Origin of the sequence: Niabella drilacis, assembly GCF_900101395.1 — a bacterium.
In the GTDB taxonomy this organism is placed as follows: Bacteria; Bacteroidota; Bacteroidia; order Chitinophagales; family Chitinophagaceae; genus Niabella; species Niabella drilacis.
On record NZ_FMZO01000002.1, the window covers coordinates 388,223 to 402,103 of the forward strand.

A 13,881-nucleotide genomic window follows, 5' to 3' on the forward strand; every position below is an offset into this window, starting at 1 on the left:
ATCTATACCTGCCCCTTGCCCTGCATAGGCCACTACACCTGCGAGTAAGCCGTCGGCACCAAAAAAGCATTGCTGATCTTAGAAATCGTATTGGCATACTGGGCATCTCCGATTAGCCGTTTCCACTCCTGGTCCGCCACAAAGGTGCCCCAGCCTTTATCCCGTTCCTCCATATTATTGCAGGTAAGCATATAAGTAATGCGCGGCAGCTTATCGCCAGCAATCACTTCACCAAAAAACACCGGGTTTAGTTTTGCCCGCATAAAAATATCGAACTCTCCGTCGTGGAACATCTTCACTTTTCTTTTTACCGCGTCTTCACTATAGCCCTCATAGGTCCGCAATTCAAATATGCGGGGTGCGCCCGGCGGCACCGCTATCACAGGCCAGCCATCAAAGGCCGTCATCAGGGAAGCGGTAAAACGACTGTATACCGGTTTGTCAGCCGGTATGCTGTTATACGCTGCACTGTTCTTCATATAATCAGCATCCGCTTTTAGCTTAGTGTTTACTAATAAATAGCTGTCAATAGACGCATAGGGAACCAGCAAATATAATTTCGCCGGTTCCGTCTCTTTCCATTCCTTAAAAACGCCCACTGTTTTTACCCCATATTTGTTCAGCGCCGGTATCAGCGCCGTTTTAAAATATTGCTCCAGCTGGCCCTTGTCCACCCCAAAGCGCATTTCATATTCGCGCCATTCATATATTTCTTTTTGCGCCGCCGGTCGCTCACCGGCTGATGCGGTGGTGCTCATTGTGGCAATACCGGCAGTAGCTGCCAATGAAGAGTGAAGGAATTTCCTGCGTTTCATTATGAATGATTTTAGTGTGTTGATTTATTGGTACAATCTTGTTCTGTACAGGTATTTAAAAATAAGTCATCTTTTTGGTATCATTAAATAAAATAGCACCCGCACGCGGTTTTTAGCGGGGGTGAGGGATTGTTTTTATGGTCCCTGCTGCAGTGCCGATGGCAGCGGTCTTGCGTCGCACTCTTGTGCTGCGGTGCATAGAGCGACTGTTTATTGGTACGATATGGGCGGCTGGTGGCCATTGAGCGCCCGGTAAGTATCCTTATCACCGTTTATAAAGTGCCATTGGCCCGGCGGATCATTGCAACTCCGGTATTAATTCCGGGAACAAAAGTGGCTCCCGGGCGAGGGAGTGCCGCAGGCTGCTCATAAAGGCGGTGCCTTCCGGTATTGCAGCATACACTCAAAGCACCATTTAATCAATAAGTTATGTGTAATCATAAAAACAGTATATTAGCAAAATAGAATAAATTTTAACCTGGTAACTAATGGGAAACTGGAGCGCCAAGATTGATGCTAACGACACTTTTCAGGATGTGTATCAAAATTTTTTTGATTTGTACAATCGGGGACAACAGCCATCAGTTGTTTCCAGCGCAGTTCAAAAAGACTTTGCTGATATGTTTAATGATAGCGCCTATTTTTGTAGAGACGAAGTTCATATTGAGTGGGAACGATCATGAAACACCCTTCAGATTTTTAGCCTGTTCAGCATCATATCTTAACGCTTACGCATACCAGCAAATAACCTGCGCTAATGGCATACAACGAAGAGGAAATTTTATCAGAATTTGACCTGGCTTTTGAAGGAACGCCAAGTAGCAGGTTTCCGGAAGGCGGCCCGCAGGATATTAAATACAACTTCTTTCTCGACCTTGAACATGGATATTGTGAAACGGCAGGAAGCAAAATTCATCTGTTTGCAGATACTGCAAGATGGGTGGCTGTCTTCGAAAAAAATGGTTACCAGAACCGCGGAGGAGTAGCTGGAGCAGAGCTTACTTATATTGGCAATTGTGTTGATTACCCTGTTAATCGTTATCCCGAGCGGAATTATATATCGAATGTTTCCGAAATTGTTTTAATAGATGGAGAAGAATATGAGCGAATACAAAATAAAGAAGGAGATGGTTTGGAAACGTTCGAACTCATTGATCCCAATACCAGAGAAATAAAAGTACGCGATCGATACATTCCATTTGATAATGATTACAGGAACTATAAAAAATTTGGAATCGAAATAAGAGATTATGACAATCCCAAAAAACTGATCGGGTTCGGAGATCTTATCCGGTATTTTAATGAAACGGATCCGGCAATCATTGCGGTAACGGATGATGAAATCCGAAGGCACATTCCGCGCGATATTCCAAAATTGATGACGATTAACGAGTTCTATTTTTCCAGTGCCTATAATAAAGAAAATCCGCCAAGTAGCGTTGAAACCTATCAGTTGATTGCAAAGGTTCTAACTAACCAGGATATTTCTTACTGGGAACCGGTATTGGCTCCGAATAATAGTTGGAGGAATTGGGAATCGGGGAATTTATAATAACAAAAATGACACAGCCGCTTATGAATAACCTTTTGTTGATGTTTTTTAACAGTAAGCTAAGGTGAGTTGGTTATGATGATCTATTTCAAAACAATACTATTAATGATGTTATTCGGATTATTTAGCTGTAAACACAACAGGAAAAAAGACGACGTATTTGAAGTATTCAAATCACAAATGGAGAAACAGGGTATGAAAATTGATTCGGTTGATGAAGAAGGGCTTGTATATGTGACTAAAGATGATCTTACATTGAAAATCAGTCTCGATAATTTGAGGAAGGACTACGCCAGGGATAAAGACACTGCTGTTATAACAGATTTTGTGAAAACAATGGCCTCGTATACGTTGGATCTTCCCGCTTCCTGGGAGGAAGTAAAGGATGATATTTATATTTCGTTATTCCCCGGCGATTACGCGTTTGAGGACTTTTTAAATGAAACGGTAACTGAAAATGTTAGCAAAGTATATGTTCATAGAAAATCTGGTGAGCTGACATGGGTGTCGGGCGAGGATCTTAATAAATGGAATATAACATCGGAGTTACTGGCAGCCCAGGCTGATGAAAATGCAAACAAATTGCTGGAACGGGTATCCATAAAAATAGATATGGTGGAAGGTCATAAGTTGGGTTTTATTGATGTGGAGCAAACTACTTTAAAGGGCGCCTTGCTTTTTGCTTCGGGGATGAAGAAGAAGCTGAGGGCTGATTTTGGAGTTCCTTTTTATGCGGTGATTCCCGTAAGGGATTTTTGCTATCTGTTTTCGGAAAAAGATCTTGACTTTTTTTCAAAGAAGATGGGGCCTACGGTTGTAGAAGAATATAGGCAATCCGCGTACCCCATTACAACGGAGATTTTAAAATTCACTGATAAGGGTGTTGAATCGGTTGGTAAGTATCCGGTGAAATAAATTCTTTGTTTCTATCTTGTGATAATTTATTGTATTAGCCTGGTGCCGGCTGTATCGAATGGAAGCCATTTAAAAAAACAAAGAGAAAGATAATTTCAGAAATAAAAGTCTGCTATTTATACTATATGCTTAAACTGTATAAACTTATAGATCATCAGCTTTATTATTGGGAGACCTGGGAACAAAGTAAGCGTGCTGCAATTATTCATTGGGGTATAGTTGGACAACGGGGACAAACGAAGTTGATTAAAAAGGGAATCTTTTCCGGTGTCAGGGAGAAAATTCAGAAGGAAATCAATAAAAAAACAGCAGCAGGCTATGCCGCGTTTGCTGATGACAAAATGATTTCTTTGGAGGTTGAGTATCGGGTTAATGGTTTTGGAACCGACGCCGAGCTTGATAAGCGACACCAGTTGGAAAACCGGTTGGATGAGTTATTGGGTTGGACCGGACTCGGGCATGTGAATGGCGGCAGTATTGGTAGCGGAACAATGGAAGCTGGCTGTTGCGTTGTAGATTTTGATATTGCAAAGGCCGTAATCGAAAACGATTTGAAGAATACTGAATTTGCCGATTATTCAAGGATATTCAAAATAGGCGAATAGCCGGTAGTGCTTCCGTACCATCTTTTAGAAGGAACCGGGAAATAGTATATCTGCTTCACCAATTGGCCCCGGTCTGGGAAAAGGTTCCCAGATTAAGCCCCTTTACAAGCTTGCCGGCCCTCAACGCAGCTTGTTCCAGCACCGCACAGGCCGCCAGTTTGTACGCTGTCAATGCCTGTTGGGTGAGGGAGCAGCGTTTCATGGCATCAATTACGGTTAATTCCATATGCAACAGGGCCGCTTTTTGCAATGAGTCTGGCGGCGCGGTGGGAAGCATGGCTTGAATCAGCAACATTTTTTGATACAGCTGTTTGTAGCGCTGCTGCATTTTATTTGTTGCACTATTGTGTGTTGCAATATTTTTTTGCAACGAAAATAATTGCAACAAAACCGGCTGTCCGGTGTTGTGTGGACCGGCCTTATTCATACCTACCCTTCCGGTAGACAGGAACACTCATTGATGTTGCAGTGCAGGCGGCATCAGTGTTGTTTGTGGCCACCCGGGCGACTGGTAGAACATGGCGCTAAAGCTAAACCTAAATAGCGGCAAATGCGGTCATCCGGCTACCGGCTATAATTCTGAAAAATAGCTATATTAGCTAAACAATTATTTAGCGAAAGCAGCAACAGCCAACACACGGATGCCGGAGCGGTTACGGATAAAAAATCATTTTCAACAAAAAACAATGGACAAGCAGCAATTTTATCTCAAACTCAATGTTTAAAAACGATTGAGAGTAAGTAGGTGGGAATGCATGTGTAAATAAAAACTCGATGAACCCCAATGTGTCAGGTCTATAATACAGTCGGTTCTTTAACAACAATCAAAGATCATTTGTATCAAAATAATATCAATGAATTTAATTCTTTGAATGAGGTAATCACCTTTCAAAAAAATTATGCTGCTTACCAACAACAGATTATTTCCGATCACGAATATTTAGTAGAGCAGGAAAAACACACTCTCAACGCGGACATTTTACAATTAAATGAGTCTATCAAGGCTAAAAAAAATGAATTAGAATATAAGCTGCGTAATGAAATTGGGAGGTTAGAGCAAAAGGTAAACAATTTATTAAACTCAACTCCAAGCAATTTTATTCAAAAGATTCGTAATTTCTTAAAAGTACGATATTATAAAAAGAAGATCCATCATAATAAGTTCAACTTTGATTCAAAAATAGCGTATTCAATGAGACAATTAGTTTCGGTACATGCGCAAAAAAATGCTAGGTATCAATTTATTCTTTCGCGCTTTGTGGATGCCGTAAATGAAAGCTGTTTAATTCCGCTAAAAGAGCTTGAAAGAAAGAAAAGAATCATTGACGAAATAAATACTTCTATTTACGGGGCAATGGGAGAACAGAAGGTCGTAAAGGAGTTAGAGCGCTTGTCAGACGAGTATGTTTTGATAAATGACTGTTTTCTTTCATTCTCAGCTCCTATTTATAATCGGCAGACGAATGAATATATAAATACAGTTCAAATAGACCATATTCTTGTTTCCCCGGCAGGCATTTTTCTCATCGAAACAAAAAATTGGAGTAAAAAATCGTTGAATAATTTGAATTTATATTCTCCTGTTCAGCAAATAAAAAGAGCAAATTTTGCGCTATTTAAAATACTTACCAAGAGCATAGAAAGTTATAATTTTCCTGTTAATCAGCATCATTGGGGTGATAGAAAAATTCCTCTAAGGAATCTTATTGTATTGATAAACTCAAAGCCGAGCGAAGAGTTTCAATATGCGAAGATTCTACAACTTAATGAACTGCTTGGGTTTATTAAATATTTCAAACCCGTCTTTTCAAACAAAGAAACGGAGGATATAGCAGGTTATTTACTAAATCTTATCCGGCAGAGAATAATCAACATAGGGCATGTCTGAAGTGCTGATCTGGAAACTCTATTCAAGCAAATCACAGATCAGTGCCTGCTTTTTACTCTATTCCTTAAACGCCCGCCCCCAAACCTCCCTGTTCTACCAATGCTATACCCACACGACCCGTCCCGGGTCCATCGGCCGGCAGATCATTACCATGCCGAAATTTATTCCGGAAGCCAAAAAATACTCTGGAGCGGGAGTGCCATCGGCGCGGCCCATAGCAGCGCCCGCATGTCTCCCTGGTCTCCCGGTCCCAACAATGCATGCATATACACCACCACCCGCTGCATTTGCAAAGCAATACCTCCCTTACGGTTTTCCGTAAAAATGCACTGCTGCTGAGGAATATATTTGTACAAACCGCCGGAGAGGGGCTTTTTGTAGGTAAAAAAGTATGTATATTAGCAAAGTAACCATTTGGAAAATTGTAACTGCTGAAGAACAAATACCAGAACGGTTGCGGAACGAATAAATTCTTAATTAATACAAGCTGTTGCATACCTGTATTTAAGCAGTTACGAACGATTATAAGCGTTTGATAATTGTATCGATCGGCGAGTTGTCAGTTTATTTAATGGATGGCTGTGTATCTAAGCTGTCTGGACAAAACAACAATAAATCTTTTAACGCCATGAACGAAATCATTTGCCCGAATTGCAACAAGGCTTTTAAAGTTGATGAAGCAGGATATGCGGATATCATTAAGCAAGTCCGTAACCACCAATTTGAAGAAGAATTACAAGCCCGGCTTTCGCTTGCTGAAAAGGAAAAAGAAGGTGCCGTAAAATTAGCCGAAGCCAATGTTAGAAATGCTTTACAGGAACAACTTGCAAAGAAAGACAAAGAGCTCACTGAATTAAACGCAAGAAATCAGTTGGCGTTGTCAGAACAGATAGGCAGGAAAGATGCGGAAATTACCCAGTTAAAATCAAAAATTGAAAATGTTGAAGTTGAGAAAAAGCTTGCGGTGAACGAAGCTGTTCAAAAGGTTGAGAAAGAGCGAGATGATTTGAAAAGCGATTTAAAGACAAAAGAATTGGAAAAACAAAATCTTGAAAGTTCTTTAAAGCAACAATATTTTACTGAATTGCAAAATAAGGATGCAATAATCAAATACAAAGATGATGAGATTGCCCGGGTCAAAGACATGAAGCTAAGGCTATCTACAAAAATGATAGGTGAAACACTGGAACAGCATTGTGAGACCGAATTTAATAAACTTCGTGCAACAGCTTTTCAAAGCGCTTATTTTGAAAAAGACAACGACTCAAAGTCTGGCAGCAAAGGTGATTTTATTTACAGGGAAACTGATGAAGCAGGCAATGAAATCATTTCAATAATGTTTGAAATGAAAAACGAAGGCGACGAAACAGCAACAAAAAAAAGAAACGAGGATTTTTTAAAAGAACTGGACAAAGACCGCTGCGAAAAGAAATGCGAATACGCTATCCTCGTTTCGCTTTTAGAGGCAGAGAGTGAATATTATAATTCGGGGATTGTAGACGTTTCTCATAAATATAAAAAGATGTATGTTGTCCGTCCGCAGTTTTTCATACCCATCATTACATTACTCCGTAATGCCGCCATGAACTCATTGCAATACAAAGCGGAACTTGCAATTATAAGAAATCAAAATATAGATATCGCAAATTTTGAAGAAAAAATAAATACGTTTAAAGAAGGGTTTGCAAGAAATTACGAGCTGGCAAGCCGTAAATTCAAAACAGCTATTGAAGAAATTGACAAAACGATTACGCATTTGGAAAAGACTAAAGAAGCCTTGCTTTCATCCGATAACAATCTTCGCCTTGCGAATCAAAAAGCGGAGGATCTGACCATCAAAAAATTAACGCACGGAAACGCCACAATGAAATCTAAATTTGACGAACTTAAATAAATTGCCAGAACACATGCAGGAACAATCAGCTCTTTTAATACATAAGCATACACTGCCCTTTTTAAACATCTCGTTATATCTGAACGATATTAAGCCCGTTTTGTCGTTGTCAATTGAAAATACTTCCGATGAAGACGCTGCTCAATTGGATGTAAGAATAACTGCCGACCTTCCCTGTATTGAAGTCTTCACCTATACTGTTTCATCTGTTCCTGCTAAAAAGCATGTAAAAATCCCGGTTGAGCAGTTGAAAGTAAACCGCGATTTTCTCAACAAGATTTCAGAAACTGAAAAGGCAAACCTTGCCATTGAGGTGCTTGTAAAAGAAGTTGTCCTGCTCAAAGAAACGATTGCAATAAATATTCACCCGCTGGAATATTTTGGCGGGTTGCAGGTATTGCCCGAATTGATAGCGACCTATGTTACCCCAAATCATCCCTACGTCTATCACATCAAGCGAAAAGCGGTTGAGATATTAGCGCAGCAGGGATTAAGAACGGCCTTTGAAGGCTATCAGAGCAATGATCCGGAACGGGTGTTGCAGATGATGTCGGCTATATATTCCGCAATACAACGCGAGGGCATTGTTTACAGCTCATTGCCCCCGGGTTATGAGGAAACCGGGCAAAGGTTGCGGTTATTGAATACGATTCAGCAGGAAAAGTTCGGAAACTGTATTGACCTTAGTTTGCTATTTGCCGCTTGTTTGGAAGCCGTTGGCTTAAATCCAATTCTAATAATAGTTCGTGAACATGCTTTTGTTGGTTGTTGGTTGCAGGATGATAAATTTTCTGAGGTTATTAATGACGACAAAACCGCCATTACCAAGCGGCTTTCAAAAGGCATTCGTGAGATGGCAGCTGTTGAAGCAACAAGTGTGTGCAAAGGGAATAACATCAAATTTAGTGATGCGCTCAATGCAGGCGAAGCGCAGTTAGTTCAAAAAGAGGATTTTTTGCTTTCGGTGGATATAAAACGTGCAAGAACGCTGCGGATACGTCCGTTGCCGCTGTTGACAAATGAAACAGGAACGCGGTTAGATGAGGAGGCGTTAAAGCAAACGGAAACGGCTGCAATGGAAAAACACTTTGAGATCGGTACCATTTATCAGGACGAGCTCTTGCAGGGTAAGATGCCAAAAACGAAACAAAAAATATGGGAACGAAAGCTGTTAGATTTATCGCTCCGTAACAATTTGCTGAATTTGCATATGACCCGTAATATGCTTCAGCTGGTAGATATAGATATTAATAACCTGGAAGATACGTTATCCGATGGGAAAAGTTTTGCTATTCTTCCTAATCCAAATGCAGAGGTATTGCGAAAATATAATTTGTTTTCGCAACCGATTCATCATTCATCGCCATTATACCAATTAGCAAATGATGAGCTAAAACACAGTCGTTTATTAACGCACTATCATCAGCAGGATTTAGATAACATTCTCATATATATTCATAAAAATGCAAAGCAGGCAATTGACGAGAACGGTTCAAGTACTTTGTATTTGGCAATTGGACTACTTAAATGGTTTGACAGAAAAACGCCGGAACAACCGCGATACGCACCCATTCTGTTATTGCCGGTAGAAATAAGCCGGAGATCAGTAAATAGCCGGTTTACATTAAAAAGCCGCGAAGAAGAAACCATGATAAATATTACGCTCGTGGAATTTCTCCGGCAGGAATACGAACTGAATCTGGGAGCATTAGAGCAGCTGCCTGCTGATGAAAAAGGGGTTGATGTGGCAAAAGTGATGGGCATTTTGCGCAGGGCCATTATGCAGTTGAAGGGTTGGGATGTAGAGGAGCAGTTGGTTTTGGGTAATTTCTCATTCAGCAAACTAATACTTTGGAAAGATATCGTAGTGCACCAGGAAGCACTGCTTAAAAGCGACATGGTGCGGAGTTTGGTAGATGGTAAATTACAGCTTAATGAGCATCACGAACCACGTTCTGCCGGTGATTTCGACAATATTCAATCGCAGTCGGTAATATTACCCATACCAACTGATATTTCGCAAATGGAGGCCGTGCTTACTGCACAACAAGGGAGCAGTTTTGTTTTACACGGTCCCCCCGGTACAGGCAAATCTCAAACCATTACCAATATTATAGCGGATGCATTGTATCGTGGAAAAAGAGTATTGTTTGTAGCTGCAAAAAAGGCAGCTTTAGACGTGGTACACAGGCGACTGGAGCAGATCGGGCTTGCTCCGTTTACGCTGGAGCTACACTCTAATAAATCTAAAAAATCGGACGTATTAGCGCAGTTGGCAACATCAATTGAAACGGTAAAGAATGCCCGGATAGCTGATTTTCAACAGGAGGCACAACGGCTGGATACTGCAAAAAGATCTATCAGTGAATATGTAAATGTGCTGCACCAGAAGCAGCAAACGGGATGGAGTTTATACGACAGTATTACTGCGTTGGAGAATTACAGCGATAAAAAAAGTCCGGATAATTTTATTCCCGAAACAGCGCTGCAGCAATTAAACGCAACACGCTGGCAGCAATGGACGGATTGGCTCCCGCAGTTTCAATCGATACTAAAGCTGCTGGTTCATCCTTCTGAAAATCCGCTGACCGCTTTGTCTTTACCGCAGTATGCTCCTTCAGTAAATGATGCGATCTTACAGCAGACACAAAAACTATTAAGCCTTTTACAGGAGGTGCAGGGTAAATCATCCGCGTTGGCTAAGGCAATATACTTTCCTTTTTCAATCCAGTCTAAAACAGAGTGGGAACAATTTGTTGAGGTTATAAAGGCTTTTCAACAACTGCCTGACGTTCCTTTAGAACTGATACGCTATTTATCTGACAAAGAAAATTACAGCGTTTACGAGGAGTGGAGTAAGACGTTCCGGCAATATACGCAGGTGATTGCTACAATACATAATTTACCTGACACACCGTCGGAGTTTAGTCACTATCTTTCGGACAGTGAAAATTACAATGTATATGAGGAGTGGAGCAAGACATTCGCTCAATATCTATCTGCATTAAATAGGATTTTGCAAGATTATAACCGCAGTATTTTGAATACAGACATTTCAGCTGCAGAAATGCAATGGAAACAGGCCCAGCGAAGTTGGTTCTTGCCAAAATGGTTGCAAACAAGGAAAATCAAAAAACAATTATCTGCTTTTCGAAATACTCCATTTAGCAATAAAAGCGAAGTTGATCAGTTTTTTGTCAGCCATAATCAGTTACAGGAAGTGCAAAGAACCTTACAGGAAAACCGCTTCGTGGAACTGCAAAAGGCATTAAAAAACTTATTCAAAGGGGAGCAGACGGATGTTTCGGATATTGATAAGAAGGCGGCATTCATTCAGGATTTGAATAGCCAGCGGCAGGAAATAAAACGATTTTTACAGCAAAGCCGGTTTGTAACGGTGCAACAATCGTTAAAAAACTTATACAAAGATGAACGAACAGATCTATCCGATATCGAAAATAAAGCTGCATCAGTTAAGCATTTGAGCAGGATAACAAACAATTGGGAACGGAATGCGCTTGATAAATGGGTTCAGACATGGCAGGATAAAGGCTTACACTATTCTGATGAGGTGCGACAAAAGAATCGCACCGCAATTGATGACTTTATAAGGCTTACATCAGTCTTCAGCGAGCAAAGGGAAAATTACAAAATACTTACGGGTATTCGTTTCGGGCAGGAAGAAAACTGGAATAATGAAGTTATTAAACAGCTGCAGCATATACAGGCGCACCTCCCGCATTTAAAAAATTGGATGAACTATCTGCAGCTTTGTAAGCAGGGCGAAGCTTTGCAATTGCAATGGCTTATAAACGCATACGAAAATCAATGGTGCAATGCTGAAGATATTTCAGATTATTTCCATTTTACGGTTCATGCTTCCGTTGCACGACAAATTATTTCACAGCACGAGGCGTTAAGTTTGTTCAACGCCGCATTGTTTGAAAGTAAAATTGAGCAGTACAAGAAAATTGTGAAAGACTTTCAATACCTGACCATTCAGGAGTTGCGGGCAAAATTGGCCGCACAGCTGCCGGATACTACTGCCGAAGCAATGCAAAGTTCGGAAGTTGGCATTTTACAACGAGCTATTAAAAACAGGGGCAGGGGATTGAGTATAAGAAAGCTGTTTGACCAAATACCCGCGTTACTTCCCCGAATTGCGCCCTGTATGCTAATGAGCCCGATTTCAGTGGCACAGTATTTTGACGTAAACACAAAACATTTTGATCTTTTAATTTTTGATGAGGCATCACAGCTTCCAACCTGTGAAGCAGTCAGTGCCCTGGCAAGAGCAAAACAGGCAGTGATTGTTGGTGACCCAAAACAAATGCCACCCACTTCCTTTTTTAGCACCATAAAACTGGATGAAGAAAATATGGATGTGGAGGATTTGGAAAGTATTTTGGATGATTGCTTATCCCTATCTGTTCCTTCAAAATATTTATTGCGGCATTATCGCAGCAAACACGAAAGTTTAATTGCATTTAGTAACGCGAATTATTATGAAAATAAACTTCTTACATTCCCTTCGTCAGATGATTTAAACCGTAAAGTGAAGTATCATCATGTGGAAGGATTTTACGACAAGGGAAAAACCCGAACCAATACCTTTGAGGCAGATGAAATTATACACTACATCCAGTCGCATTACAGCAACCCGCAAAAACGTAAGTTAAGTGTGGGTGTTGTTACGTTTAGCCAGGTACAGCAAAATCTGATTGAGGAAAAGCTGCAAAAGCTGTTTATGAGTGACCCGGAACTGGAGGAATACGCAAATGAAAAGGATGAAACTTTGTTTGTTAAAAACCTGGAAAATGTGCAGGGGGATGAACGGGACATTATTCTGTTTTCCGTTTGCTATGCACCTGATGAAGAAGGTAAAATGAGTATGAATTTTGGACCATTGAATCGGGATGGAGGCTGGCGCAGGTTAAATGTAGCTGTAACCCGGGCCCGTTATGAAATGCATATGTTCGCAACATTGCAGGCGGACAAAATTGATATGAACCGTACATCTGCCGAAGGTGTAGCGGGACTGAAAGCATTTTTGCAATTCGCAGAAAAGGGACATTTAGGGGTTCGTCCCGAAGATGTTCAGGATGCCTTAAGCAAGCAACATTTATCTGTATCTGTTAGCAAAAAGCTGCAGGAAAGAGGATTGGAGGTTAGATGTAATATTGGCACTTCGGGATTTAAAGTAGATATTGGTATTGTACATCCCGATAAGCCGCAGCAATATATCCTGGGGATTGTAATCGACGGGTATTACTATTACAATGCCCAGACCGCCAACGACAGGGAAATGGTAATGCCTTCCGTACTAAAGGCATTGGGTTGGAACCTTCATCGTATTTGGACGATTGACTGGCATGAAAATGCCGGTAAAATTATTGATACAATAGTTGAACGGGTAAAGCAGTTGCAAACAGCGGCCGAAATTAAAGAGGTAACTGACGCCGGACCGGCTGCAGCGCGTTTATTTGAACCTGTTAAAGCTCTGCCAGCGGAACCGACAATCATCAATGTTGCAAGCAAGCAGAAGCCTTATGTAAATTATACGTTAACTGCTATTCCTAATGCCAGTAGTGAAACAATATTTGAGTTTCAAAATCGTAATACCATAAAACAACAGATACAATATTTAGTTAATGCAGAAGCCCCGATTAGTAAGAATTTATTGTATAAGAAAGTATTACAGGCATGGAATATCAGTCGTGCAGGTACAAGGCTGGACAGGTATTTGGAAGAAATTATAAGAGAGATCAATTTAGTGCATACGACACATCATCAGCTGTTTTATTGGAACAACAACACAACGTTAGATCACTACCGTAGCAATGACATAGAGAAGCGAAATATGGAGGATATAGCCCCTGAAGAAATCTTAGTTGCTTTGCAGGAAGTTGTAACAAACAATTTAAGCATTGAAGAAGATGAGCTGCTTCGTTACCTGGCCCGCACTTTTGGCTTTTCCAAGGTGGGGAGACAGATTGACACCTTATTGCGTTATGTGATTGACAGGGCAGTACGACAAGGTAAATTGAGAAGAGAAAATGATCGGGTGAAATTGGGTAGCAAATGGATGACTGTTTAGTAGGACCAGATAAGAAAAGGTCGATAATAGGGTATTGTTATAAAGGAGAAAGTTGCTGCATAGCAGTTGAATTGTTTTGTAATTACAGCGGTGGCTGGCAGCCTTAATAAGGATG

At 40.7% G+C, this 13,881-nt stretch carries 10 protein-coding genes; 8 read left to right on the forward strand and 2 right to left on the reverse strand.

The window, feature by feature from the left end:
- Positions 1-32 precede the first annotated feature (32 nt).
- On the reverse strand, positions 33-815 hold the full coding sequence (locus BLS44_RS05030) for an NIPSNAP family protein (protein WP_090388941.1): 783 nt from the start codon (positions 813-815) through the stop codon (positions 33-35).
- Positions 816-1,303: 488 nt separating this feature from the next.
- On the opposite strand from BLS44_RS05030, the gene BLS44_RS05035 reads away from it, so the two are divergent.
- The 4 genes from BLS44_RS05035 (at position 1,304) to BLS44_RS05050 (ending at position 3,887) form a co-directional block, all read left to right on the forward strand.
- Positions 1,304-1,498 carry a hypothetical protein gene (locus tag BLS44_RS05035; RefSeq protein WP_090388942.1) on the forward strand — a complete coding sequence of 65 codons (195 nt, stop codon included), beginning with the start codon at positions 1,304-1,306 and terminating at the stop codon, positions 1,496-1,498.
- A 74-nt stretch (positions 1,499-1,572) separates the two neighbouring features.
- Positions 1,573-2,367 carry a DUF7003 family protein gene (locus BLS44_RS05040; RefSeq protein WP_090388943.1) on the forward strand — a complete coding sequence of 265 codons (795 nt, stop codon included), beginning with the start codon at positions 1,573-1,575 and terminating at the stop codon, positions 2,365-2,367.
- Positions 2,368-2,472: 105 nt separating this feature from the next.
- Positions 2,473-3,282 (forward strand): hypothetical protein, encoded by an 810-nt coding sequence (locus BLS44_RS05045; RefSeq protein ID WP_143019661.1) that lies wholly within the window; start codon positions 2,473-2,475, stop codon positions 3,280-3,282.
- A gap of 125 nt (positions 3,283-3,407) precedes the next feature.
- Entirely contained in the window at positions 3,408-3,887 is a 480-nt protein-coding gene (locus BLS44_RS05050; RefSeq protein ID WP_090388945.1) for a hypothetical protein, read from the forward strand.
- Between the two features lie 55 nt (positions 3,888-3,942).
- Here BLS44_RS05050 and BLS44_RS05055 read toward each other — a convergent pair whose 3' ends face one another.
- Complete coding sequence (locus BLS44_RS05055) at positions 3,943-4,257, reverse strand: hypothetical protein (RefSeq protein ID WP_143019662.1); 315 nt, start codon at positions 4,255-4,257, stop codon at positions 3,943-3,945.
- A gap of 414 nt (positions 4,258-4,671) precedes the next feature.
- Between BLS44_RS05055 and BLS44_RS05060 the strand changes: the two genes are divergently transcribed.
- The 4 genes from BLS44_RS05060 (at position 4,672) to BLS44_RS05070 (ending at position 13,766) form a co-directional block, all read left to right on the forward strand.
- Positions 4,672-5,775: a nuclease-related domain-containing protein gene (locus BLS44_RS05060; protein WP_090388947.1), complete on the forward strand. Its 1,104-nt coding sequence runs from the start codon at positions 4,672-4,674 to the stop codon at positions 5,773-5,775.
- On the forward strand, positions 5,768-6,097 hold the full coding sequence (locus BLS44_RS26195) for a hypothetical protein (RefSeq protein ID WP_143019663.1): 330 nt from the start codon (positions 5,768-5,770) through the stop codon (positions 6,095-6,097). Before BLS44_RS05060 ends, BLS44_RS26195 begins: the two co-directional genes overlap by 8 nt.
- 306 nt (positions 6,098-6,403) lie before the next feature.
- On the forward strand, positions 6,404-7,669 hold the full coding sequence (locus BLS44_RS05065; protein WP_090389178.1) for a DUF2130 domain-containing protein: 1,266 nt from the start codon (positions 6,404-6,406) through the stop codon (positions 7,667-7,669).
- 13 nt (positions 7,670-7,682) lie between these two features.
- Complete coding sequence (locus tag BLS44_RS05070; RefSeq protein ID WP_090388948.1) at positions 7,683-13,766, forward strand: DUF3320 domain-containing protein; 6,084 nt, start codon at positions 7,683-7,685, stop codon at positions 13,764-13,766.
- The last annotated feature ends 115 nt before the right edge of the window (positions 13,767-13,881 follow it).